General features: G+C 41.9%; 23 protein-coding genes and 3 riboswitches. Of the genes, 8 read left to right on the top strand and 15 right to left on the bottom strand.

Going from position 1 to position 26,017, the window contains the following annotated elements; translation table 11 throughout:
• Positions 1-27: 27 nt before the first annotated feature.
• Together BLU58_RS10845 and BLU58_RS10840 are read right to left on the bottom strand one after the other, a co-directional pair.
• Positions 28-1,017, bottom strand: a complete 990-nt coding sequence (locus BLU58_RS10845; protein ID WP_255404680.1) for an SDR family NAD(P)-dependent oxidoreductase — start codon at positions 1,015-1,017, stop codon at positions 28-30.
• A 260-nt stretch (positions 1,018-1,277) separates the two neighbouring features.
• Complete coding sequence (locus BLU58_RS10840; protein WP_093292236.1) at positions 1,278-1,826, bottom strand: DUF4383 domain-containing protein; 549 nt, start codon at positions 1,824-1,826, stop codon at positions 1,278-1,280.
• A 181-nt stretch (positions 1,827-2,007) separates the two neighbouring features.
• Here BLU58_RS10840 and BLU58_RS10835 point away from each other — a divergent pair, with 181 nt between their 5' ends.
• A complete protein-coding gene (locus BLU58_RS10835) occupies positions 2,008-2,766 on the top strand; it encodes a CAP domain-containing protein (RefSeq protein ID WP_093292235.1) in 759 nt (252 codons plus the stop codon).
• A gap of 119 nt (positions 2,767-2,885) precedes the next feature.
• Here the strand turns inward: BLU58_RS10835 and BLU58_RS10830 are convergent, their stop codons facing one another.
• On the bottom strand, positions 2,886-4,328 hold the full coding sequence (locus tag BLU58_RS10830; protein ID WP_093292234.1) for an amino acid permease: 1,443 nt from the start codon (positions 4,326-4,328) through the stop codon (positions 2,886-2,888).
• A gap of 110 nt (positions 4,329-4,438) precedes the next feature.
• A riboswitch (Lysine riboswitch) is annotated at positions 4,439-4,655 on the bottom strand.
• Between the two features lie 159 nt (positions 4,656-4,814).
• On the opposite strand from BLU58_RS10830, the gene BLU58_RS10825 reads away from it, so the two are divergent.
• Positions 4,815-7,238, top strand: a complete 2,424-nt coding sequence (locus BLU58_RS10825; protein WP_093292233.1) for a transglycosylase domain-containing protein — start codon at positions 4,815-4,817, stop codon at positions 7,236-7,238.
• A gap of 67 nt (positions 7,239-7,305) precedes the next feature.
• Here BLU58_RS10825 and BLU58_RS10820 read toward each other — a convergent pair whose 3' ends face one another.
• A complete protein-coding gene (locus BLU58_RS10820) occupies positions 7,306-7,848 on the bottom strand; it encodes an NADPH-dependent FMN reductase (RefSeq protein WP_176786626.1) in 543 nt (180 codons plus the stop codon).
• 281 nt (positions 7,849-8,129) lie between these two features.
• Between BLU58_RS10820 and hemE the strand changes: the two genes are divergently transcribed.
• From hemE to hemY, 3 genes are read left to right on the top strand one after another with little or no spacing between them, the layout of a single operon-like run.
• On the top strand, positions 8,130-9,161 hold the full coding sequence (gene hemE / locus BLU58_RS10815) for a uroporphyrinogen decarboxylase (protein ID WP_093292231.1): 1,032 nt from the start codon (positions 8,130-8,132) through the stop codon (positions 9,159-9,161).
• 6 nt (positions 9,162-9,167) lie between these two features.
• Positions 9,168-10,133 (top strand): ferrochelatase, encoded by a 966-nt coding sequence (hemH, locus tag BLU58_RS10810; RefSeq protein WP_093292230.1) that lies wholly within the window; start codon positions 9,168-9,170, stop codon positions 10,131-10,133.
• Positions 10,114-11,547: a protoporphyrinogen oxidase gene (gene hemY / locus BLU58_RS10805; protein WP_093292229.1), complete on the top strand. Its 1,434-nt coding sequence runs from the start codon at positions 10,114-10,116 to the stop codon at positions 11,545-11,547. Before hemH ends, hemY begins: the two co-directional genes overlap by 20 nt.
• 81 nt (positions 11,548-11,628) lie before the next feature.
• Here hemY and BLU58_RS10800 read toward each other — a convergent pair whose 3' ends face one another.
• From BLU58_RS10800 to BLU58_RS10760, 9 genes are all read right to left on the bottom strand, one after another.
• Positions 11,629-12,525, bottom strand: coding sequence for an SDH family Clp fold serine proteinase (locus BLU58_RS10800; protein WP_176786625.1), 897 nt, complete (start codon positions 12,523-12,525; stop codon positions 11,629-11,631).
• A gap of 23 nt (positions 12,526-12,548) precedes the next feature.
• Positions 12,549-12,743 carry a hypothetical protein gene (locus BLU58_RS10795; RefSeq protein WP_093292227.1) on the bottom strand — a complete coding sequence of 65 codons (195 nt, stop codon included), beginning with the start codon at positions 12,741-12,743 and terminating at the stop codon, positions 12,549-12,551.
• A gap of 177 nt (positions 12,744-12,920) precedes the next feature.
• The gene (locus tag BLU58_RS10790) at positions 12,921-15,008 is read right to left on the bottom strand and encodes a HelD family protein (RefSeq protein WP_093292226.1); all 2,088 of its coding nucleotides are present in this window, start codon (positions 15,006-15,008) and stop codon (positions 12,921-12,923) included.
• A gap of 122 nt (positions 15,009-15,130) precedes the next feature.
• A complete protein-coding gene (locus tag BLU58_RS10785) occupies positions 15,131-15,841 on the bottom strand; it encodes a GNAT family N-acetyltransferase (RefSeq protein ID WP_093292225.1) in 711 nt (236 codons plus the stop codon).
• A 165-nt stretch (positions 15,842-16,006) separates the two neighbouring features.
• Entirely contained in the window at positions 16,007-16,519 is a 513-nt protein-coding gene (locus tag BLU58_RS10780) for a 1,2-dihydroxy-3-keto-5-methylthiopentene dioxygenase (RefSeq protein WP_093292224.1), read from the bottom strand.
• 22 nt (positions 16,520-16,541) lie between these two features.
• On the bottom strand, positions 16,542-17,168 hold the full coding sequence (locus tag BLU58_RS10775) for a methylthioribulose 1-phosphate dehydratase (protein ID WP_093292223.1): 627 nt from the start codon (positions 17,166-17,168) through the stop codon (positions 16,542-16,544).
• Entirely contained in the window at positions 17,165-17,833 is a 669-nt protein-coding gene (locus BLU58_RS10770; RefSeq protein ID WP_093292222.1) for a 2-hydroxy-3-keto-5-methylthiopentenyl-1-phosphate phosphatase, read from the bottom strand. The genes BLU58_RS10775 and BLU58_RS10770 overlap by 4 nt, the downstream gene beginning before the upstream one ends.
• Complete coding sequence (locus tag BLU58_RS10765) at positions 17,834-19,075, bottom strand: 2,3-diketo-5-methylthiopentyl-1-phosphate enolase (protein WP_093292221.1); 1,242 nt, start codon at positions 19,073-19,075, stop codon at positions 17,834-17,836. It abuts the gene before it with no gap.
• A 78-nt stretch (positions 19,076-19,153) separates the two neighbouring features.
• Positions 19,154-19,266, bottom strand: a riboswitch (SAM riboswitch).
• A 57-nt stretch (positions 19,267-19,323) separates the two neighbouring features.
• Positions 19,324-20,511 carry a pyridoxal phosphate-dependent aminotransferase gene (locus BLU58_RS10760; protein ID WP_093292220.1) on the bottom strand — a complete coding sequence of 396 codons (1,188 nt, stop codon included), beginning with the start codon at positions 20,509-20,511 and terminating at the stop codon, positions 19,324-19,326.
• A 95-nt stretch (positions 20,512-20,606) separates the two neighbouring features.
• Here BLU58_RS10760 and BLU58_RS10755 point away from each other — a divergent pair, with 95 nt between their 5' ends.
• The 3 genes from BLU58_RS10755 (at position 20,607) to mtnA (ending at position 24,044) form a co-directional block, all read left to right on the top strand.
• The gene (locus BLU58_RS10755; protein ID WP_093292219.1) at positions 20,607-21,395 is read left to right on the top strand and encodes a carbon-nitrogen family hydrolase; all 789 of its coding nucleotides are present in this window, start codon (positions 20,607-20,609) and stop codon (positions 21,393-21,395) included.
• 102 nt (positions 21,396-21,497) lie between these two features.
• Positions 21,498-21,671, top strand: a riboswitch (SAM riboswitch).
• Positions 21,672-21,759: 88 nt separating this feature from the next.
• Positions 21,760-22,980, top strand: a complete 1,221-nt coding sequence (mtnK, locus tag BLU58_RS10750; protein ID WP_093292306.1) for an S-methyl-5-thioribose kinase — start codon at positions 21,760-21,762, stop codon at positions 22,978-22,980.
• Positions 22,977-24,044: an S-methyl-5-thioribose-1-phosphate isomerase gene (gene mtnA, locus BLU58_RS10745; protein ID WP_093292218.1), complete on the top strand. Its 1,068-nt coding sequence runs from the start codon at positions 22,977-22,979 to the stop codon at positions 24,042-24,044. Before mtnK ends, mtnA begins: the two co-directional genes overlap by 4 nt.
• Before the next feature lie 38 nt (positions 24,045-24,082).
• Here mtnA and BLU58_RS10740 read toward each other — a convergent pair whose 3' ends face one another.
• Positions 24,083-25,135, bottom strand: a complete 1,053-nt coding sequence (locus BLU58_RS10740) for a coiled-coil domain-containing protein (RefSeq protein WP_093292217.1) — start codon at positions 25,133-25,135, stop codon at positions 24,083-24,085.
• 224 nt (positions 25,136-25,359) lie between these two features.
• Complete coding sequence (locus tag BLU58_RS10735; RefSeq protein ID WP_093292216.1) at positions 25,360-25,920, bottom strand: superoxide dismutase family protein; 561 nt, start codon at positions 25,918-25,920, stop codon at positions 25,360-25,362.
• Positions 25,921-26,017 lie beyond the last annotated feature (97 nt).

Raw genomic sequence — 26,017 nt, 5'->3', positions numbered from 1 at the left:
AATCCCCCTCCTGAAAATGTACTTTTATTACACTACATATTGATCAGGACGATATCCCTCAGGATTTGAGGAAATCCATTCGACTGTTCTTTCTAATCCCTCTCGTAGTGAGACTTGAGGTTCCCAACCCATCATATTGAGCGCCTTTGATGAGTCTGAGCAGAGACGGTCTACTTCACTCTTAGGAGGTCGTAAACGTTCATTCGCTACTCGGATTGGTAAGTCTCTTCCAATAATTTGTGTAATATACGTGGCAAGATCCCCTATACGAATCTCTCTTCCAGATCCTGCGTTCACAGTTGTACCAATAGCTTGTTCACTAGTAGCAGCATGAATAAACGCTCTGGCGGTATCTTTCACATAGGTAAAGTCCCTGGTCGCTTCTAAGTTCCCTAAGACGATCTCATCCCGATGGAGAGCTTGATTAATAATGGTTGGGATCACTGCTCTCATAGATTGGCGTGGTCCATACGCATTAAAAGGCCTTACTGTTGCGACTGGTAAATCAAAAGAACAATAAAAACTTTCTACACATTTATCTGCACCAATTTTACTAGCTGAATAAGGAGATTGCCCTTGGAGTGGATGAGATTCAGGAATCGGAACCATTTGAGCAGAACCATATACCTCACTTGTGGAGGTATGCACCATTCGCGATATCCCATACTCACGAACTGCTTGTGCTACATGCAACGTACCAAGAACATTGGTTTGGAATACATCTGTGGGGTTCTGATATGAATATGGAATGGCAATCAATGCTCCCAAGTGCATGACTACCTCTTGATTCCGCACAGCGCTCCGGACCGCGTCTTGATCTTTTAGATCCCCTGTGTAAAAACGGATTTGGCTTTGTATCTCCTGTGGGATCCGATCCAACCACCCTTTACTTCCACTGGAGTTATAGTGAATAAAAGCCGTAACATCTGCACCAAGCTTCACTAGTTCTTCTATCAAATGACTTCCGATAAATCCTCCTGCACCTGTTACCAGTACGTGCATTCCTTTCCATTTCACCCCTATCCACTCCCTTCATAACCAGTTTTACATTCTATTCGGCTAAAATCGGGATGGCCACAAATAAAAATAAAGAAAACAATTTCTTTTATATGAACATGAAAGATAACATTTCGAGACACTTCAAACCATGAACACTCCCGCCACCTACGCTGAAAAGCGCTAAGAGGTGAGGAATTCATTGATATCATTTCTGACCTGTTTGAATAATTAACCATAAAAAAAGAGAGCATAAGCCCTCTTAGAATGATCTTCTTCTATCATGCCTGCTCATCTTTATTAGAAACAGGATCTTTCGGAACCGAATCTTGAGAAACAGGATCTTTAGTAGAAATCGGATCTTTCGAAACCGAATCGCTAGGAACCGCATCTTTAGAAACAAGGTCTTCATTAGAAATCGGATCTTTCGAAACCGAATCGTTAGGAACCGCATCTTTAGAAACAAGATCTTTAGAAGTAGCACCACACGAACATTTACTAAATCCTGTGCATAGTGAGACGAGTGCTAAAACACCCATAATGATTTCGTTCGTTAGAGTCGCCTGTATAACTCCTAATATCTCATCTGTAAAAAGACCAGATAATGCTAGGAGAGCATAAACGACTCCAATCACTCGCGCACCCATTTTACTGGCTTCTTCTGATGAAGAGGAGGCCAGCCACGCAACTCCTGTTACAACATATAATAAATTGCTCCACAAACTCGGGGCTACAGCTTCTGTTATCATTCCTGAATCAGGAAGAAAGAAACCAACAATCCCCCATACTAACAATAAGGCACCAAAGCCAACTGCACATTGTTTATTCATAAAACAGAACCCTCCATTCTTGGTTTAACAGACAGAATAAAGTGCTCTACAATTTATGAGCGTAATGCCATTTATATTCATAAAGATCATTTCCATTTTAAGGATTCTAATATTTTCCTTATTTTTTTCTGTATTTTACATATAGAATAGGATATAGATTGCCGAAAGGAGCAAAGAGACCATGCGACGTATTCTTCCTATTGTAACATCGGTTCTAATCTTCTCTCTCGTTATCGTTGCTTGTACTTCAGCAGCTGACTCTGGGGGGAATAAAGCACCAGCTACCTCCACTGATGCAACCCAAGTAACACCTATCCCAACCGAATCTACCAGTTCCCTATCTACGAATTCGAGTGACCCAGCCAAACCCGACGAGGCCAGCAGTAAAGAAGAAGATAAAAATAATAGTACTTCTGAGGCAAATCAAAAAGAAAAAAACGCAAAACCAACCAACAGTACGACAGAAAGCTCTACTCCTTCTAAAACACCTGCAACTCAAGAAAAAAGTAAACCGTCTTCACCTGCTAAGCCATCTTCAAGCAGTAGTAACCGCGCCCTCTCCTCCGTTGAGAACGAAGTTGTTCGATTAGTTAATATTGAGCGACAAAAGGCAGGACTACAGCCCCTAGTGGCGGACACCAAACTCTCTTCAGTAGCAAGAACAAAATCGCAAGACATGATCGATTTACGTTATTTTGACCACCAGTCACCGAGATATGGTTCTCCATTCGATATGATGCGGCAATTTGGAATTCGTTATCAAGCCGCTGGGGAGAATATTGCATGTGGACATCCAACTCCAGCCGAAGTAATGAAGAGTTGGATGAATAGTCCTGGTCACCGTGCTAACATCTTATCCAGAGATTTCACCAAAATCGGAGTCGGATCTGCAAAAGGCGGATCTTATGGTGTGTACTGGACTCAACAATTTATCAGATAGCTTGCATTATGAAACAAAGCATCCGTACTGGGATTATCTCCAGTACGGATGCTTTGTTTTTCTAAAACTCACTTCTGATTATGGATTGTCGCTCAGACACATAAAGACCATCCAGATGATTATTCTCTACGCAGATCGCACTGTGTCAGTGGAACAACTTTGGTACGTTTCACCACTTTGTAGCCCAACCAGACGATTAAGAATAAAGGTAACCCTATATAAGAAGCCGTTACTCCATACCAATCAATCTTATCTTCTAAAAAGGCTTGATAGTTTTGGCCAAAGATTACGATCGTACATAGGACGAACGCAAATAGGGAGCCAAAAGGAAAAAAGCGTGCCCGGTAAGGTAATTCGCTCAAACTTCGCCCTTGTGCTTTAAATGCTTTACGGAAACGGTAATGACTAAACGCAATCCCAAACCAAGCAATAAAACCTGATAAGCCCGATGCATTTAACAACCATGTGTATACAACACCATCTCCAAACAAGGAAGCAATGAAAGCTAACGCTCCAACAGCAGCTGTAGCAAATAAAGCAGCTACAGGCACTCCATAGCGGTTTACTTTTGCTAGGAAACGAGGAGCTTTCCCCTCTTTCGCGAGGGTGTAAAGCATACGGGTAGAAGCATACATTCCAGAGTTTCCTGCTGATAAGACCGCTGTTAAGATAATGGCATTCATAGCAGAAGCGGCAAATGCTAGCCCTGCATTTTTAAATACCAACGTAAACGGACTAACCGCTACATTTTCAACTTCGTTACTTAATAAATTTGGATCTGTATGTGGAATGAGAACCCCAATAATCGCGATCGCTACTACATAGAATAATAAAATACGCCAAAAAATACTTTTGACGGCACGCGGGATATTTTTCTCTGGTTCTTTACTTTCACCAGCCGCGACCCCGATTAACTCAGTCCCTTGAAAGCTAAAACCAGCCACCATAAAGACTCCGACAACAGCTAAAATCCCTCCATTAAAAGGGGCATCTCCTGCCGTTAGATTGCTCCAGCCTGCAGTATGGCCCTCTAGAATCCCAAAGATCATCGCTAAACCAAGTATGATGAAAATAATAACAGTAGCCACTTTAATAAAAGCAAACCAAAACTCTGATTCTCCGAATCCTTTCACAGACAAGAGATTAAGCCCGATGATTAGGAAAAGAAAAAGTCCGCTCCAAAGTAATGAAGAACTCTCAGGGAACCAAAACTTCATAATTAATGAGGCCGCTACCAGTTCAAACGCAAGCGTAATCGCCCAGTTATACCAATAATTCCAGCCTAATGCAAATCCAAATGCAGGATCTACATAACGAGTTCCATACGTACTAAACGAACCCGAAACCGGTAGGTAAGAGGCCATCTCCCCTAAAGCTGTCATTAAGAAGTAAACCATGATTCCTACGATAATATAAGCAAGTAGTGCCCCACCTGCGCCTGCATTTGCAATCGAAGCCCCACTAGCTATAAAAAGACCTGTTCCGATTGATCCACCGATTGCAATCATGGATAGTTGACGAGCATTTAGCCCTCTGCGTAATTGATTCTCATTCGTTGACATAAAAATAACCCTCTCCCTGTGTTCGTGTTTATCACGCGAAAGCTGGTTTGGGTATAAAAATAACCGCCAACAATACAGGCGGTAGGGTTTCCTCACCCACACCAACATTTCGCGAAGATAGCTCAACACAAACCATATGCGACATGGTTTGTGACAGTCCTGCCCCTATTCGGTAACAGTCCCAGCAACACTACACGAGAGTATGTAGTTTGCTTCGGCGGTTGTGCCTTTCCTAAGTAGTCCTTGATGTTTACTACGACGTAAGCTGTGTCGAAACTCTCCATCTCATACAAAGTACTCTTCAAAACCGCGACCTCTACCCCACCTTATTTGATGAGGGTTGAAATATATAATCCATTTAGGATACTTGAAGTAATTCTACATGAACACAAAAAAACCTGCAATAACTATTTTATGTAGACTTAATTTTGGATATATGTGGCATGCTACTCATACGTATTTATAACATGAAATTAGGGGTTCGAGATGGATAGATCACGGAGAAAAACAAACAGACCTAAACGTAAAAAGCGGAAATTGATTTTCTTAACCCTATTAACAGTTGTCCTGTTAATAGCCGGTGGTATTACAGCTGTCATCGTACAAGGCAAAACATTTGACCTTAATCAATTAGGAAATATCCAAAATAATTCTGCTATCTACGATCTCGACGGAACCAAAGTAGCGGAACTAGGAAATTTCCAACGAGAAATTGTATCTCTAAAGGATATCAAAAAAACAAATCCTCTTCTCCCTCAAGCTTTTCTCAAAGTAGAAGATGTCCGATATTATCAGCATAGTGGCATTGATTACTATGCATTGGGGAGAGCCGTCTACGCTAACCTTATCCAGCGTGGAAAATCCCAAGGGGCCAGCACGATTACGATGCAAGTAGCTGGAAATGTAATCCTCGAAGATCGCCAAAAAACCTATACCCGTAAGATCAAAGAAATCGCAACAGCTTGGAATTTGGAACAAAAATATAGCAAAGATCAGATTTTGGAAGCGTATTTAAATTACATTTACTTTGGCAATAACGTCAGAGGAATCCAAATGGCTTCGAAAATTTATTTTGGAAAAGATGTAGTAAAAGATCGTCTTACGATTCCAGAGATTGCTTTCTTAGCCGGTTTGCCCAAAGCTCCTGAAGCATACAATCCATATGCCTCCGAAAAGTCTGCTCAAAGGGCAGTAGAACGCCGAAAAATCGTATTAAACGAAATGGCTGAAAAAAATGAAATGAATGCACTCATCACTGAAGAAGAGAAACAGAAAGCCCTACACCAGACGCTCGGAACAGATGAAAAGTATCTTGTCCGCTATGGTAAAAAAGATCGCTATCAACCGTATAAACAATTTGTACTGAAGGAACTGACAGAGCGATTTGGCATCATCCCTTCTGATGTGGAAAATCGAGGATTTCGAATATACACCGGGATTAACACTCGAGCACAAGCAGAAACGGATCGTGTTCTCAAACAAGACTCCACATATAAAAAACGTGCCATTTTAGACGGAGGATCTGCCACGGTTGATCCTCGTACGGGTCTTATTGCTGCCATTGGAGGAGGTCGGCACTACGAAGGTCAAGGTTTTCGCATAAATGGACAGCTTCCCATTCAACCCGGCTCAGCTATCAAGCCCTTAACCGTTTATGCGCCTGCCATCGAAAAATCAGGTGGTGACATCAACGAATACACCATCATTCCAGATCGTGCTATTACCATTAATGGGTACAGTCCTCGTAACTATGATCGCATCTTTAGAGGAGATGTACCCCTATCCGAAGTAGTAAAAAACTCCTTAAATGCTGCTACCGTTTGGTTACTTGACAATAAAGTGGGGGTTGCAAATTCTTTTCAAACCGCTCAAAAACTTGGCCTTCCACTTGAAAAAGCGGACCAGAATATCGCACCCCTTGCCTTAGGTGGACTTACTAAAGGAGTGAGCCCCCTACAACTTGCACAAGCATACACCGCTTTCGCTAATAACGGAGTCGTCATAAAAGCGCATGCAGTAAAGGAAGTAAAAGTTACTGAAAATGGAATGGAGAAGAGCATTCGTCCTCAATCCGAGCCAGAGAAAAAACGAGTCTTTAGTCCCAAAACCGCCTACTACATGACCCGGCTCCTAGAGCAGGTAGTGGACAGCGGAACAGGGCGCTCGGCACAACTTGCAGGCGGACGACCAGCCGCCGGGAAAACGGGAACAACGAATAACAACATTGCCGCTTGGTTCGCAGGTTATACCCCACAGTATGTAACCGTTGCAATGGTATACAATACAAGTAAAACACCCTTAGAAAATCGTGTAAACGATTTAACAGGCGGACATTATGCCACCACCATTTTCAAAGATGTCATGGACAAGGCATTATCAGGGGTTCCCATTGTAGGATTTTCCAAACCAGCCGGAGTCGAAGAACCAATTCCCCCTTATACATTTCAGGCTCCGCAGCTACAGGCAACCTATAGCAAGGAATATCAAGCAATACAGGCAAACTGGAGCAGTCCATCTGAGCGGGTTACGTATCAATTACAGCGTTCGGAAGATGGAAGTAACTTTAGCACGATCTTCGAAGGGGCAGAAACAAGCTATACCGATCAGAGCATCCAAATTCCCGGCTATAACTTCACGGGTGGTCAATCAAAAACGTACTATTACCGTGTCAACGCCATTGATCCTCAAACTAGGGAAGAGCATACTTCATCCCCAGTAAAAGTAGACATCAATTCGAACCAGTCTAGGCCACAACAACCCGATCAACCACCGAAACCATTTACACCTAGGCAGCCAGATCAATCCCCATCTAATCAAGATCGTCCTAACAGGCAACCTAATCCAGATGAACAGCAACAACCTCAGCAACAGGAAAATCAACAAGGCCCTTCTAATCGACCATTACCATAACAACAAAAAGAGAAGCGAGCTCAGAGGCTCACTTCTCTTTTTGTTTACAAAACAATGTCTAAAAAACTTATAAAACCTTACTTGCAGAAACCGCTTTCGTAAAAGTAACCAATTCCTCAATCACACCACGGAAGCGTTGATCTGCTCCATCCGTCAATTGTCCATTTTCGGTTAAGTCAGCTGGGTCAATGACAACTTGTTGAGGCAACCCAAGTCCGAGTATCCCACGAATAACCGTGCGTACATTATTAAGCGCATTGATACCACCTTTTCCACCCCCGCCTGCTGCAGCAATCGAAACTGGCTTTTGACGAAAATAAGATGATCCAAGAAAATCAAGAGCATTTTTCAACGACCCACTCATAGCACTGTGATATTCAGGAGTCAGAATCAAAAATGCCTCCGCTTGACTGGCATAATCACGCAACTTTTGGACATTTGGCAGCAAGTCTTCTCCTTCTGCCCCAGAATAAAGAGGAAGAATATCATGCCCTACGTCAAAAAAAGTAACATCTGCCCCTAGCTCACTGAGATATTTCGCACCGAGATTTGCTACCTTTCTTGTATTCGATTCGACTCTAGCACTTCCACTTATCACCAAGATTTGCAACAATAATACCCCCTATGTATAAGATTATTTTTTGATACTATCATAGCATGATTCTGTCTTGAAATTCGATTTATATCCTATACTAGATATAGTAGATTTTTAACAGAAAAAACCAAACTACCTTACTTTACGACAGTTTGTTCAAGATCCTGATATAGTAAGTTCAAAAATGATATGATATTATGCGTAATTGACTATAACATATCCAAAAGATTATCCATCAACTATACGTTGTTCCTTTCTCTACATAACTGTATAGCTGGTGAAAAGGTGGATTTTGAATGAGTAAACCATTTAATGATGCGTTTTTAAAAGCTTGTCGAAAAGAACAAACTCCGCATGTTCCAGTGTGGTATATGCGCCAAGCGGGTAGATACCAACCCGAATACCGCGAGATTCGAAAAAAATATACCTTCTTCGAGATGAGTGAGATTCCAGAGGTTTGTGCAGAAGTAACTCGTCTTCCTGTCGAACAGCTAGGAGTAGACGCAGCTATTTTATTTGCGGATATTATGACTCCTTTGCAACATATTGGCGTAAATGTCGAGATCCGCTCCGGCATCGGGCCTGTCATTGATAACCCGATCCGTTCTGAAAAAGATGTGGAACGGTTGACGGAGATTGATCCAGAGACACATGTGGCAACCACTTTGGAAGCCATTCGTATCTTAAATCAACAATTGTCGGTACCTTTGATCGGCTTTGCAGGTGCTCCTTTTACACTAGCAAGCTACATGATTGAAGGAGGCCCTTCAAAAAATTATCATAAAACCAAAGCCTTTATGTATGCCGAGCCTGTTGCATGGAAAGCCTTGATGGAGAAGCTTGGTACGATGACCATCTCCTACTTGAAAGCTCAAGTAAAAGCTGGTGCACATGCTATTCAGGTATTTGACTCATGGGTTGGTGCACTTAATGAACAAGATTATCAGCTATATGTGGCACCCATTATGCACAAAATCTTCCAAGATCTAAAGGATACCGGTGTACCAACCATCTACTTCGGAATTGGCACAGGACATCTTCTTACCGAATGGAACAAGCTCCCTGTAGATGTACTGGGGCTAGACTGGCGCACATCGATCCAACAAGCACGGGCGAAGGGCATCGAAAAAGCGATACAAGGAAACCTAGACCCTTCTTTGCTACTCGGACCATGGGAAGTCATTCAGGAACGGGCGAAGGCTCTTTTGGATCAAGGGATGGAACAACCTGGTTATATCTTTAATTTAGGACACGGAATTTTCCCAGACGTGCCTGTGGAAAACCTACAAAAACTAGCTGCTTTTATCCATGAATATACAAAGAGGTAATCGATTATGGCAAACACCACAATTGGATTATTAGTAATGGCTTATGGTACTCCTAGGAGTTCTGAGGAGATCGAACCTTATTACACACATATCCGCCGTGGGCATACACCGCCGCCAGATCTTTTAGAAGATCTAACGAATCGCTATGAGATGATTGGCGGGGTTTCCCCCCTTGCTCGAATTACAGAAGAGCAGGCATATGCCTTAGAAAAGACTCTAAATGCAAGAAATAGTGAGAAAACATTTAAAGTATATCTTGGTTTAAAACATACCACCCCTTTTATTGAAAATGCTGTACAGCAAATGTACGCAGATGGGATTAAAGAGGCGGTCAGTATCGTACTTGCACCACACTACTCTACCTTTAGTGTAAAATCGTACAATAAACGAGCCCAAGAAGAAGCAGCCAAACTAGGCGGACTCACCATTTATTCCGTAGATGATTGGCATACAGAACCCAAATTTATTTCCTATTGGGTCTCCCAGTTACAAAAAACATTCTCTTCTATCCCAACCGATCAGCAAAAGAAAACAATCGTTATTTTCTCAGCCCATAGTTTACCAGAGAAAATTCTTCAAGTGGGGGACCCCTATCCAGTTCAATTAGAGCAAACTGCCGAACTAATCGCCGAAGCGTCCAACATTCCTCACTATGCCATCGGCTGGCAAAGTGCGGGTAACACACGTGATCCTTGGATTGGTCCCGATGTGCAGGATCTGACGCGAGAATTACATGACAAGCATGGATATACTTCCTTCGTGTATTGTCCAGTTGGTTTTGTATCCGATCACCTGGAAGTTTTATATGATAACGACTATGAGTGTAAAGTTGTAACGGACGAAATCGGAGCAAATTACTATCGTCCAGAGATGCCCAATACAGAACCTACGTTTATCGACGGACTAGCAGATGTCATAGAAAAGCGTTTATCCGTCGGGAAAGGGACTAACTATGAACTCAGCCCCCTCTAAACATATCGTCATCATAGGCGGTGGTATCACAGGACTCTCAGCAGCGTTTTACCTACAAAAAGAGCTCCGAGTGAAGAATCTTCCTTGGACGATTACTTTGCTCGAATCGAATCATCAACTAGGTGGTAAAATCCAAACCATCGTTCGAGACGGCTATATCATGGAGAGAGGACCTGATTCATTTCTATCACGGAAACCAAGTGCGACGCAGTTAGTTCGCGATGTAGGCCTAGAAAGAGATCTAGTACGTAATGAAGTAGGACAAGCTTATATTCTGCGGCATGGCCAGCTCCTCCCGATTCCTGAAGGCGCGGTAATGGGGGTACCTACAGAAATAAAGCCGTTTGTCACTACTTCTCTCTTATCCCCCATCGGAAAAATGAGAGCCGCTGCTGACTTGCTCCTCCCTACATCCAAAATACTGCAGGAGGAAGATCAGTCCGTAGGTACGTTTTTCCGCCAACGTTTGGGGAATGAAGTTGTCGAAAATATCATCGAACCCCTTCTCTCCGGGGTCTATGCGGGCAATATTGATCAAATGAGTCTCATGACAACTTTTCCTCAATTTGCTCAGATGGGAAAAGAACATCGTAGTTTGATTCTCGGTATGAAATCCTCACGTCCAAAAAAGCAGGCACACCAAAAGCCTGCAGGAATCTTTCAAACGTTAAAATCTGGACTCTCCTCGTTAGTAAATGAAATAGAAACACAGTTAACAGAAGTAAATGTAAAAAAAGGAATTTCTGTAGAGAAGATTGTGCGAGATCGGAAACAATATACATTATCCCTTCAAAATGGTGGACAACTGACAGCGGACAGTGTCATCCTAACTACTCCACACGGAATCACCCGCAAAGTCTTAGGTAATCCTGACTTTTTAAAGCCTCTTCACGATCGTCCCACCTCTGTGGCAACAGCTATTTTAGCGTATCCACAAGAAGCGATCACATTGGATAAAGAGGGGACAGGGTTCTTGGTTCCACGTGGTGAAGAAGGATACTCGATCACCGCTTGTACATGGACGAACAAGAAGTGGCCTCATACTGCTCCACCAGGGAAAACCCTGCTACGTTGCTATGTAGGACGTGCAAACGAAGAAGAAATCGTCGACCTAGATGATTCCGAGATCGTAGATAGAGTGATTCAAGATATCAAAAAGTTATCTAACATTACAAGTGAACCAGAATTTCATTATGTAACGCGTTGGAGAAGAGCAATGCCGCAGTTTGTGCCTGGACATAAAACATGGTATTCCAATGTACAGAAGCAAATCGGCAATCAATACCCGGGTCTGTTTCTTGCCGGCTCATCCTATGCTGGCTCAGGGATTCCCGATTGTATCGATCAAGGCAAAAATACCGTCACAGACGTAATCGATTACGTATCATCCGCTTCTCTATCCACTGCTTTGTGATAACCATCACAATTCAATAAATCAAGGTATTAGAAAAAAGCATTTATATCTCTTTATCGAGATACAAATGCTTTTTTGGTTTTACAGCATAACCGAAGCGTCACTTGACTCAAATATCTTTACTACTTCTCTTTCTCTCATCATCACTATATAGTTAACATAGAGACGCCACCAAGCTTGCCAGAGCTCATCTCCATATGGCTTGTACACAACTTTCAGACCTATGCTTTTTGCATCAAAATGATCGATCACTTGCCCATGATTCGGGTACTTCTCAATGTTAATCAATTCCTCGGCAATCCGCTGAGCCTCTTTTAGATTACCTTTATGCATCGAACGAGAAAGCCACTTAACCGCCAAACGTTTCGAATGTTCGATCGATTTTAAACAATAATCAATCAAAGCTGCGTCCACGCCTTTCAAAAATGGATAGTACGCTGGATTTAACGCTTGGCCGTTCGCATGCTCTTTTTTAATCATCTCGAGTCCATTCAGAAATGCTTGAGCAGGCCTAAATGCTAGTCCAAATGAAGTTGGGATCGTCACTTGTGGATCAATCGGCCCCAATTCAGAGGTGTTACTCATTACAATTTCATCTGCTGCCAAACTAACTAAGGTAGCCGCACTCTTCGCTGCTTGTGGAACAACAACTCGCAAATGTTTCGTTCGTGATAAAAGCGTATGAACGATAATCTCCGCTGCATTCGGATCTCCACCAGGGCTTTGGATAATAAAATCCACATCACTATCTTTATCGATGCTTGCAATAATCTCATTAAACGGTGCGATATCTTCTCGCAAAATCGCACTATCTGAGTGATTCAGACTCGACATATATACAATGACTCTGCGCCCAGTTACTTTCTCAATCTCTTTGATAAAAGCTTGTCTGTCATACCGATCACGATTCACCGCATGTGTAAGCGGTTGATTCGGTAAGAAGAGAGAAAGAGATGGGGGTACTTGTGGTTGATCCATTTTCATTACCCCTTTATTCAAAATTAGACTTGATACGGCCTACCATATAATCGCTCTTTTGAAGGCATATTTTCTATAGCCTCCATGTGCTTTTCAAATTCCTGGAACGTTTTAAGGAAACTGTCGAATTCTGTTTCGGTACTACTTTTTGATACAAATTCCTGTTTCGCTTTTAGCAAAGTCTCAAATCGTCTTGCCTTGATGAGTGTTTCGATCATGAAACTTGACCTCCTTTGCTTACTCTTCATACTATATGCGAAAGCTTTCGAATAGAACCCCACTTTCTGCACATAGCAAACCCTAATTTACATTTTATCAAACATCTCTATCAATTACATCATATGCATTGAGAGTTTGATAGCATCCTTCTTTATTGTTAACTACATGAACGGAAATTAAACCATCTCCGGTACTGTTACGGGTAACAGGGGAGACCGATTATCGGAAGTAAGCACAACGAGTGAATGGAGAGCACGGGTACATCCCACGTAAAGTAACTTTGCTGTCAGAGCATCATCTGGATACTGCTCGCTATCAACATCAACTAAAATGACCGCATCGAATTCCATCCCTTTTACTAAGTAGATCGGCGCTACTGAAATACCGCCCGCATATTGGCTTCGATCTGGAGTGATCAAATGATGTTTGATCCCATTTGCGAGCAAATCGGCCGATAGTATAGATGCTGCCTTTTCAGTGCGAGTCACGATGGCGATCGATTTCATTCCTTGAGAAGATCGTTTTTGAATCCATCTCGCTACAGCTAGTGTACGGTCTTGATTCCGTATCTGCTCCACTAAAACAGGCTCTCCGCTCCGGAATACGGGAGTTGCTGGGGTAAGACTCCCTTGATAGGAGGAAATTACCTGATTAGCAAATTGGATAATCTCCGTTGTAGAACGATAACTCCTATCTAATTGGAAATAGGATACCTGTTCCTTAGGAAACAACTGTACAAACTCATTCCAGTCGTAAATTCCTTTATAAGCATAAATATTTTGTAGCAAATCCCCCAGAATCGTAAATGAATTTCCTCTTACATGATCCTTTAATACAAACACTTGAAAGGGAGAAAAGTCTTGAGCTTCATCGATGACCACATGGTCAAAGCGATACTCCGTCTCAATTCCATATAGGAAATTGTAAATATACAACAATGGAGCTAAATCTTCTGGATCAAAAAGGATCTTTTTCCGTTCGATGATAAATGGCTGAACCATCTCGGATTTCTTAGCCAAATCAACATACATTTGGGTCACTTTTCGACGATCCCAGAGATTTTTGTATTGGCGAAACTTCTCCATCGCTTTCTTCTTCATCTCATTTCGCGGATCTCGGTTTCGGATATCGCGATGCTCTATCTCAATCCAGCGTTTCATTCGGGAAAAGATTCTCTCTTGACGCTTACGCAACGGTTCATGTCGATACTCTACGTGAAACCAATGAGAAATTTCTTCAGCCGTCAATTTCTTCTCATCCCAGATGGCAAATCCAACTTGTGGTACAAACTCTCTTTCCATAGCAGCTAATTGTTGCTGGAGATACTCCAAAAATACAAAAGACCCCTTAAAGCGTGCCAGACTCTCTTGTTGTTCACGTTCCAGATCAGTTGACTGACCTGTTTCAAACCAACATTCCTCCCGAGCCGTTTGGTTCCGTAGGGTTATGGGTTCGGGTAATAAATCGAGTACCCACTCTATAAAAGTAGTCTGCTTCACACCACCAATTCCTAGTTCTGGAAGCACGTTAGAGATATAATCTAAAAACATCTTATTAGGGGCGAAAATCATGATGCGATCTGCCCGGACTTGATTTTGATATTGATATAATAAATAAGCCAGACGATGAAGAGCCACCGTGGTTTTCCCTGAACCTGGGACCCCTTGAATAATGAGGGATTGATTCCGCTCAGACCTTATAATCTTATCTTGTTCCACTTGGATCGTCGAAACAATATCCCTTAGTCGATGATCTTTGTTCTCCCCTAAACGATAAAGGAGAAATTCATCCGTAACCTGTAAATTCTCCCCGCCTCTAACATAACTGTCAACCACTCGTTTTAACGTTTGTTCTTCAACAGCCAAATTCCGTTTTAGATGGACTGTCCCTTCTACCTCACCATCAGGAGATACATATCCAGCACGATCCCCTTGTCCTGTAAAGGAGTAAAACATACTAGCCACAGGAGCACGCCAATCAATAATAATCGGTTGATGGCTATCTGGATCTTCTACCCCTGCTTTGCCTAGATAGAGCGGTGTAAGTTGTTTCCCGTCCTCTTCAAAATCAAGACGACCAAAATAGGGGGATTTTTCCGACAACTGTAGTCGATGAACTGTTTGCCTCCTTTGGTCATCCAGAAGCTGTTCCACCAAATCGGAGCCTTGATATCGCGGAATCAATTGAAGTTCTTGCAATTGTTTTCGAATGAAAGAAAGTGTTTCTTGCAACTTTGCTTGCTCATTTTGGTAGATTTCGTCCATGGGAATGATTCACCTCTCTTATTGAAAGAAAGATATTATACAATAATGGACTACCTTTCGCAAGTGAATTTACAGAAAAAAATGATGTCATATTGTTACACAACAGGCTATCATTTCTTAAACTATTTTCGCCTATAGTGACGTATCATTTTCCCTATCTCGAGTACGACAAAAAAGTCGATCGTTTGCAAAATGGGGTTTATAATGGGTTCACTAGCAATCTTTCCACCGACCCAATAACATCTTTTTAATGAAGCAGAAAGCTTACGTTGTATTCTATGTGAAACCATTTTATCGGGACTAATCAAATGTAACCCTTGGATGCGAAACTCTTCTCTTGGCTCAATTCGGTAACGATCGATTACAAAACCACTATATACAAGGAAACTATATAACTCGTTTATCTCTTGAATCTCCATAAGAGGTAAACTAGTACAACCTACTATATATCGATATGTATTTCCGTTTAGATAATCCCTGATTCCCTTCCATAGCTTCTGAGTCACCTTACCATCTTGATAACCAGCAGCCACACAGCCCCTTCCTATTTCTAGTACTTGGGGTATGTGTTCGGTAAAATGATGAAACTCAAATAACGATTGCGAATAGAGTCCCCCCAGTTCGATCACTCTTTTACCAGGTAAAAGACGATAAGTACCTACTATTTGATTGACAGTCTCATCGACTACTATCAGATGATCGCTGTAAAGATCATAATCTTGTTTAGGCAAGTTTTGTAGCTGCTGTAACTGATAAACTTGTGCTTTCTCTTCTCTCGTCTTCGCTATACGGGTCACCAATGAATGAGCATATCCTCTATCTATCGCTTCCATTTACATCATCTCCTTACTACACATCCTTATTTACCTATCATATTACATTTTAATATATTAAATATTCATTTTTTTGAAACTTTTATAAAAAATATTACCCTAAACAAATAAAAAATGAACAAAGTCCGTTTTCCATGACCTCGTTCATTTTTTATTCTCCTCCTTTTAATAGATAGGAACCCAACCTTCCTTCGTTTTAAAAATCCGAATCGCTACAACCTGGCAATCCTCCATTAATGTAAAATAATGTCGATATCCCTCCGGCACTGAAATAAGATCCCCCGGCTCTAATTCCACATCAAAAAAATGACCCTCCAGACTCTGTATAGCAAAAATACCATGCCCACTCACGATAAAACGTACTTCATCATCACTATGGTGGTGTTCAGCTAAGAAACCTTGGAGCAGTTGATCGAGATTCGGTGTCTCTGGCGAAAGAGAAATAACATCATTTGTTGTGTACCCTCGACGAGCCGAAATGGCATCTATTTCAATTTGAAAAGTATCAAGAACCTCTGTTTTTTGCGCCTCGGTTAAATGATAATTCTCTCGAAGGCTTGCAGGTAACTTCTCAATATCCCAATGCTCATAAATGACTCCTTGAGATTGTAAATAAGAACTGACTTGGTCCTGAGCCGAAACGTATTCATTAGTATGATGAAATCGTATTTGTGCCATGAAAATCTTCTCCCCATTTCGCTTATCTATTTGGTTGCAGAAGACGAAGCTTAATATGATAGGAAAATAAAAACTCAAATGCTTCTAAATACTTCTTCGCCTCGAGCGGTGTAGCTCCCCATGTTGTAATCCCATGGTTTCGAATCAAGGCCCCCTTCAAAAGAGGATCCTGTAGAAGAAGATCCCCAAACTCCTTAGCTAAAAGATCTAAATCAGCATGATTAGGGATAATCGGAATCGATGTCTCTCCATCTTCTTCCCAGATCCCAAATGCTTTAATAAGCTCCTGTCCGCGAAAAGTGACTCGTCCCTCGTTCGCATACAACTCAGAGATCAGATTGTTATCTAACGTGTGTACGTGCAGACAACAGGATGCACCCGTTTTCTGATAAATCTCTGCGTGAATTCCCACTTCCGCCGATGCGGTAAGATGCGTGTTTCCTAGCGGTTTACCATCTTGATCTACTAGCAAAAAGTCTTCTTCTGTACGCTTTCTCTTATCTTTGCCGCTAGCAGTAATGAGAAACGTAAGCGGATCTTCACGGACTTTAATCGATAAGTTCCCACTAGTCCCTAAAAACCAATCACGTGCTGCAAGTTCATCTTTGATATCCGCCAATGTACTCCATTTTTTCGCCACCTCGATCATATGGGTTGAAATACCTCCTCTTGCTCTAAAACAAAGCGAATATCGTGGAATGTCTCAAATGGGCAGTATGGAATCTTCTGCTCCTCACATTTCTCAATTAGAAAATCCCTGGCAAATACTTGATCAGCCATCTTCGCAGCTTGTAAATCGGTTATCGAATCGCCAATGAGAATACGATGGATCACCGTAGAATCAAACTGACGCAAAATCGTTACCTTGCAACATCCACAATCATTTTGACATCGATGATCACAAGTATGAGGCCATAAGATTTCAATACGTTCACCTGTAAAATCACTGCGATTACAATAAATATTCTCTGGCTGTACAAGTCCTTCCAGCGACGGATACACAAAAAAATCGATTCCTCCGCTCACAATCCAGAGCGGGGTTCCCACCTCTTCCGTCCAACTTACAAACTCGTTAAAGCCTTCACGAAGTCTCATGTTCTGAAGGCTATACGCGACAATCTCTTCTTTCTGCGAGCTAGGTAATAGTCGAAACAACTTGGTAACTCCATCACGAATCGAAATGCGCTGTGCTAGGATATCGTCTTTTATCGCGACCCATTCCTTGGGAGCAAACTCTTTCATAATCGCAATAATATTATCCGATTCTGTCACCGTCCCATCAAAATCGCAAAAAATAACAGGTTTCTTCTTCATCTACTTGCCTCCCCATAGAGAAATCGCTTGATTTAACTCGAAATAGTTCTTCTTATCCGAAGCTACCTCTGTCCATGCCTTCCCAGCAAGTGCTATCTCAATCGCTTGTCGAAATGCTTTTCCACCTGCTACTGTCCCGCTGGGGTGACCGTGGACCCCGCCGCCCGCATTGATAACGCTATCCATCCCAAAGTCGTGAATCAGTCGCGGTACAATCCCGGGATGAATTCCTGCTGAGGGAACGGGAAAAGCTGGGCGTAATGCAAGTTGATCCGTACGTAGCGAATGCGCAATTCGGAGTGTTTCCTCTTTTGCTAAAACGACGCTACCATAAGGAGAAGGAAATAACGACAAATCAGCTCCTGCTACACGAAGTAATGTTCCAAGTGCTAATGAATGACTCACACCATAAAACGCTGATGATGTAAACGCTCCAGAAAAAGCCGGATGGGCTAAGATCGGGACTGCTACTTCTGGATCTTCCGACAGCTCCTGTAAAACATCCAAACCATAGGTAAAAACATTAAACAGGAGAGCGTTAGCCCCTAATTCTATTGCTTTTCGCGCACGATCCCGTAATTGAGAGCTACGGCCTGTGATATTAACCGCATATAACGTCTTCTCTCCTGTAAGTGACTCTGCTTCACTTAATACGTTCACTGCTGTACGAACACGATCTTCCCATGGAGTTAGTGGGTTATCAAATAAGATTTCATCGTCCTTAACAAGGTCAACCCCACCTAAAGCTTGCAGTCTCAACTGTTCCCGGAAATAATCCAGATCTCTTCCCATCACACTCTTAAAAATACTCATTAAAAGTGGCCGATCGATAACCCCTACCTTTTCTCGAACCCCCTGTATTCCATATTTCGGACCTGGATAAGACGAAAGCAACTCATCCGAGAAATGGAGATCGACTAACTTCACCTCACCATCTAACGATAACTTCCCAAACACCGTAGTAAGAATGGCTGGTAGATCGTTAGAAAAATTAACTGCCGGATACGCAATTTTTAATAGACCCCGAGTACATGTTCCCCCTAAATATTGATTTGCCCCTAAGTCTTCATCTAGCTCTATTACCTCTACTACTTCTCCCTTATGAAGTTTCAATTGCTCTTGAATCAAAAGAGGTAACTCTGTCCACGAACCAATCGTCAACCCCAGTGCGATCGACTCTGCTTTTTTCACCAAATCTTGTTTTTTGTCATGAACCAAATAAGTGGCAATCAACCGTGTCATTTATCAAACCTCCTAGTGCCTATATAACAATAAAACCTCTCCCATACGAGGAAGAGGCGCAAAAAATTCGTCATCTTCCTCTCATCTCTCAGTCCATTTCTGAACTGCAAGAATTAGCACCGTTTTTATCGTTAGATAAGTCGGTTGCCGGGTTTCAAAGGGCTAGTCCCTCCACCTACTCTTGATAAGAGAAATATCTGTATTCAATTATTTAATTAATCTGATTATGACTGAATGCATTTGCGATGTCAATCTATTTTTAGCTGATGATAACAACGAGCCATTCTCTCTGCCGCTTCGATCAATCTCTCTTCTGTGGTCAATAAGCCAACACGAATATATCCATCTCCGCTTTCTCCAAATCCAACGCCAGGAGCTACCGCAACATGCTCTTGTTCCAACAACAAATCAGCAAATTCTTGCGATCTTAGACCACTTGGAGTAGGTAACCAACAGAAAAAAGAGCCTTTTGGTGCATGAATATCCTCCACTCCCAGTTCCTGAATCCTTGATATAAAAGCATTTCGGCGACTTTCATAAACCCCTACCAATTCATCCACACACTCCTGAGAATGATTCAGTGCTACTGCCGCCGCCTCCTGAATCGCTCCGAAAATGCTGACATAAAAATGATCCTGAATCAATTGAATCGACTCAATCACTTGCTCATTCCCTACAGCAAATGCGATCCGCCATCCTGCCATGTTATAGGTCTTGCTTAATGTATATACTTCAATCCCCACCTCTTTGGAACCTGGGATTTGCATAAAACTAATCGGTTTCTGGCCATCAAATCCAATCGCTCCATAGGCAAAATCATGTACAACTAGTACCCGATAGTCCCTAGCACGGGCAACCGTTTCCTCGAAAAATTCTGTAGTAGCTATTCCAGCCGTTGGATTGTTGGGATAGTTTAAAAACATACATTTTGCCTGATTCCATACCTCATCTGAGATTTGCGTGAAATCAGGTAAAAATTGATTTTTTTCTAACAATGGCATTTGCACCATTTTCGCTCGTGCCATAGCAATTCCAGACCAATAGTCAGGATAGCCTGGATCGGGTACAAGAGCGATATCATTTGGATTTAAATAGCACTGGGATATTTCCACTAAGCCCACTTTCCCCCCGAAGAGAACCGCTACTTCACGGTCAGGATTGAGTTCCACTCCATATTCACGAGCATAGAAATGGGCTACGGCTTCCTTGAGAAAACGGTGTCCCCGAAAGGGAGGGTAGCGATGATGCTCTGATTTCGCAGTCGCTTCCTGCATTGCCTGAACGATATGATGTGGGGTTGGGAGATCGGGATTACCTTGCCCAAGATTGATGACATCTGCCCCGCTTGCAATAAGATGATTCACCTTCTGAACGAGATTGGCAAAGAATTGCTTCGGTAGTTTTGTTAATACATCTGCTTGTGCGAATTGCGCCATTATCCATCACTCCCTGTGACTTTCGAACATTCTTGAAATGATAATGATATATGTTATAACGTGTAGAGGAAGTTGTCAAAGGGGAGGATTTTAGAATGAAGCAAGCCATTTGCCTGATTCAGATGGATATTACATTTGGAGATCCAGAGGCTAATATAAAGCAAGTAAAGGACCTCATGCACCAAGTCATGAAACAATTGAATCCACCTCATGTGATCGTGCTACCAGAGTTATGGACGACTGGCTATGATCTGAAACGGCTACCAGAAATTTCGGACCCAGATGGAGAACGAACACAATCTCTTTTTTCGCGACTAGCAAAAACATATCAAGTTCATATCGTCGCAGGGTCGATTCCAAAAAAATCCAAAACAGGAATTACCAACACACTCTATGTCTTCAATCGACAAGGGAAAGTAGTAAATGAATACAACAAAGCACATCTCATTCAATTGATGGATGAGCACCTCTATCTTACAGCTGGTTCTAGTCTAAAACCATTCACGCTGGATGAAGTAGTGAGCGCAGGTTTTATCTGTTATGATCTACGCTTTCCTGAGTGGATTCGAAAAGCCGTTCTTAACGGTGCTGAGGTACTTTATATTCCAGCTCAGTGGCCCATCCAACGTCTTTCACACTGGAGAAGTCTTTGTATTGCCCGGGCAATTGAAAACCAATGTTATGTCATCGCTTGCAATCGTTCAGGAAGTGATCCAAACAACCAATTTGCTGGACACTCCATGGTAGTCGATCCATGGGGCGAAGTATTGGCTGAGGCAGATGAAAAAGCCGCCATTATCCAAGTCGAAATTGACACCGATCAAGTAACCAAAATACGCTCCACTATCCCGATCTTCGCGGACCGTCGTCCAGAAATATATTAGATTCATCCCAGTCAAGAAATTTTTCTATTGACAACAAATTCCGAAAGCCTATATGATTGCATTTGAAAAGTCCAATTTAACACTCAATTATATATTTTTGGTCTCTTATCAAGAGCAGGTGGAGGGATTTTGGCCCGATGAAGCCCAGCAACCGACCGTAATACCATCGCGAGATGGGGCGTCCACGTCAGTAGGAGTGGGAGCCTTGACCTAGTCAAACACGGCACGGTGCTAATTCCAGCGGAACGTATTTTTTAGACGTTCGCAAGATAAGAGGCGCGGAATCATCATTCCCTGCCTCTTTCATACGAAAGGGGCAGTTTTTATTTGCCCCCGTATCATATCACTATCGTTCGGGGAGGAAATGATCATGACACAACAGTCTGTTTTAAACCAATATGCTCCTTTTACCACACAAACCGTGGTGGAGTTTGTAAAAACGCTTTCCATCTTTGATCATCCTAACAACTTCACTGTCAAAGAAATTGGTGACGGCAACCTAAATCTTGTTTTTCAACTCACTGAACTAGAAACCAGTCGTTCCATCATCGTCAAACAAGCTCTTCCTTATGCGAAGGTCGTAGGAGAAAGTTGGCCATTATCCCTCAATCGAGCAAGGATTGAGTCAGAATCACTACACATCAACGCAAAGGTAGTACCCGATCTGGTACCTCGCGTTTTGCACACAGATTACGAATTAGCATGTACGGTGATGGAGGACCTATCCGACCATAGTATTCTACGAACCGAACTGATTTCCAACCGTCACTATCCGTTACTGGCTGAGCACATAGGACGTTATGTCGCACATACTTTATTTACCACTAGTGATTTCGCGCTCCATCCATTTGTCAAAAAAGAGCTCGTACAAAAATTCACCAATCCAGACCTATGCAAAATTACAGAAGATCTTGTCTTTACAGACCCTTTTTTCGATCACCCAACCAACCATTTTCCAATAGAACTTAGGCCCGCAGTCGAAAAACTTTGGGCTGACGAAACATTACTCACTGAAATAGGAGTCTTAAAATTTCAATTTCTCACTCAAGCAGAAGCGCTTCTACACGGCGATTTACACACAGGAAGCATCTTCGTCACAGAACAGTCGACAAAAGTCATTGACCCAGAGTTTGCCTTCTTCGGACCGATCGGCTTTGATCTGGGACAATTCTTCGCCAACATCATTTTAAATGCACTATCCAAACTCGCTATTACGAATCAACGTTCCACACTATTAAATGAGCTTCTACGCACCATAGAACGAACGTGGATTACCTTTGTACAAGAGTTCACCAAACTTTGGGACAAATCAAATCATGAAATCTATACGAATGTAAACGGTATATTGCCGCGTTTCTTACTAAAAATTTGGACGGATGCAATCGGATTCGCTGGTTGTGAAATCATTCGCCGTACGATCGGATTAGCCCATGTAGCAGATCTTGACACAATCGAAGACTTTCACACCCAAATTGAAATCAAAAAGCGCGCCATTCAGCTTGGTTCGGATCTGATTAAATCCCGTACCCAACTCTATAGCTTAGCCCACTTTATTCAACGTATAAAAGGAGCGTTGCGATCATGAGCATACATACACCTATTCAATCTGTACAATACCGGGGAGATCATCTACTCCTTCTAGACCAACATGAGCTTCCACACCAAACAAGCTTTATTCGAATCGAAACAACCGAACAACTATGGAATGCGATTCACTCTTTACAAGTGAGAGGTGCTCCTGCTATTGGGATTGCAGCCGCTTTTGGACTTTCGCTGTGGGCAAATCAACAACAGGAAGAGGCAGACTTACGGATTTTTGCACATCAACTAAAAATCCAGCGTAATTATCTTTCCTCTGCTCGTCCAACGGCGGTAAATTTATGTTGGGCTTTGGATCGTGTTGTGCAATCTATTCAACATGCTGAGACGGTCCAAGATGCCATTTACCTTATGGAAATCGAATCCCTCACGATTCAACGAGAAGATGAAATCACTTGCCAACAAATCGGCGAATATGCCCTTAGCTTACTTCAACCAGGTGACCGCATTTTAACCATTTGCAATCCAGGATCAATCGCCACTGCACGTTACGGAACCGCACTCGCTCCCTTCTATCTTGCTCAAGAACGAGGAGTTCCCCTATCTGTTTATGCTTGCGAAACGAGGCCACTACTCCAAGGATCTCGTCTCACTACTTGGGAATTACAGCAAGCTGGACTGGATGTCACCCTCATCACAGATAACATGGCAGCTCATACCATGCGTACCAAGAAAATCTCAGCCATCATCGTAGGTTGCGATCGTATCGCTGCAAATGGGGATACTGCTAATAAAATCGGAACCTTTGGGCTTGCACTCCAAGCCAAAGCGTTGGGGATTCCTTTTTATGTCGCATCTCCCCTATCTACGATTGATTTAGATACCTCTACTGGTGAATGTATTCCAATCGAAGAACGTCCCCCAGAAGAGGTTACTCATCTTGCTGGGAAACGGATTGCTCCTGAGGGAATTCAAGTTTACAATCCTGCTTTTGATATCACACCACACGAGTATATTTCAGCTATTATCACCGAAAAAGGGATCATATTTGGCAACTATCGAGAGAAATTAGCCATAATCAAGAACCAGGTGAATCTACTAATAAGCTAAAAGCCTGCTCTACGATAGAACAGGCCTCAGGCTCTTCTTTATTTACTATTTTTTTCAGAGATAAGGGCAGTGATCTTATCAAATGCTTTCGTCTCATTTGAACTAGATACCATCTGGATACCCATTTCTTGAATCCGTTTATAAGCCTCATCCAACTTGGTTTGTAATGCGTGAATATTATCATTAGCAGCCTCTAACTGACTCTCTAATCTGTCTCTTTCTGATTCGAGAATTCTTTTATCTGCTTCAATTTCCTTTTTAAGAGAGTTCTCTCGAATAGCTAGTACCTTCTTAATCTCGGCATCGGCCTTCGCACTTGCTTCTGCTTTCAACTCTTCTACCTTTTTCGGGAATGCCTCTACTTCTGCTTCCAGATCAGTCATTTTTAATTCACGTTTCTCTAGTTCTTTCTCTCTCTCATCTAATGCTTTCTTGTGATCGGCCATCTCACTATTTTTTTGGTCTAATTCGTTCTGAAATTCCTTACGCTTGCTAATAAGTTCATCTTCCAATTCATCATGAGATTGTTTCTTAGTACGTGCAAAATCGTATGTAAATTCTTCTTCCGTTCGTTTTTTCGTCTGTGTAAGTTGTTCCTTCTGCTCTTTCACGAGAAGCTCATACTCTTCACGAGCATTCTTTATTTTTTCTACAATTTCATTGAGTTCTGTTGTTGCTTTTTCTTTTGCTTCAACAAGTTCTCTCTCTTGTTGTAGTTTTAATTCTTGATGAGCATTCACTAAACCAGCTAAGGTATGCGCTTTTTTCTCAATCTCATATAGTTCCTTAAGCTCTTCTTCTTTTAATGAGATCGCATCTTTTACTGTTTGAAGATTATCTGTTTGCGTTGTAATCTCATCACTCATTTGCAACAACATCTGTGTAACTGTTTTAGATAAATCTTTGATTTTATCATCAATGCTTACTTCCATAACAGCATTTGCTTTTTGAATCGTCTCGGTTGATTTCTTCGCCTCCGTTTCAGCAACTGCGTTCAGTTTTCCTTTTTCTAATTCAGCAATCTTCTTTTCTGCATTACGTAGTGCTGTTAGAATAGTAGATTTTGTACTTTTTTCGGTGACTTTATCCAAGATGTTCATACCCCTTTTGCATTGACAAGAATATATGTTCGTATATAAATTGTATCACTCATTTATTTCTTAATCAATAGATAACATAATATTTTTTAAATAATACACGATTAATAAATTTATTCTTAATAAAAAAGAAGGACATGTATTGAGCTTTCATTAAGTTTGTGAATCTCTTGGGATGATAGCCCGTGATACAGTCCTCCCGTATACTCCTTTTATTACTACAGTTTTTGGATTACTCCACAGGCGATGCGCACCCCGGAGTTCCCTGATGGGTCCGTTTTATAGTCATCTTTGTCTTTATGAATCACAATCGCTGTTCCGCCAGGATGGAATAATGAATTGTCTCCACTTCCTTTTAAGGTAACGTTTTCTAGTGAAAACTCAGCTATTCCCTCACCCTTATCATTTATTTCTAAGTTGGGTAAATCTCCAGCATGGGGTCCTTCCACATTTTCAGTTCCATGTTTTTTATGTGCTGGATTAAAATGAGACCCAGCAGTTTCAAACGTAGGAATATCACACTTACCTACTGTGTGGACATGAATTCCATGTGGTCCTTCAGGTAGATCTTTTACCATTATCCTCGCCATCACATAATCCTGTTCCTGCCAGAATTCCGCTTTTCCGATATTTTCGCCTTTACTGCTTATGATTTCGGCTTGCGCTTTTTCTACTGAAGCTGGAAGTTGTGGTTTCATAGTCGGGGTAGAATCATTACATCCTGACAGCGATAGAGCGAGTACAGGCAGTCCCATCATGAAATAAAAAGCTCGCTTCATACGTACCTCCCTATGAGAAAATAATAGAACAATGGTAATTTCTTCCTTTTATGCTCTTTTCCTTTTTTCAGAAATGATTTCTCACATACCTTCCGAG

Origin of the sequence: Thermoactinomyces sp. DSM 45892, assembly GCF_900107305.1 — a bacterium.
Lineage (GTDB): Bacteria > Bacillota > Bacilli > Thermoactinomycetales > Thermoactinomycetaceae > Baia.
This window is presented reverse-complemented; position numbering and strand designations above follow the sequence as displayed.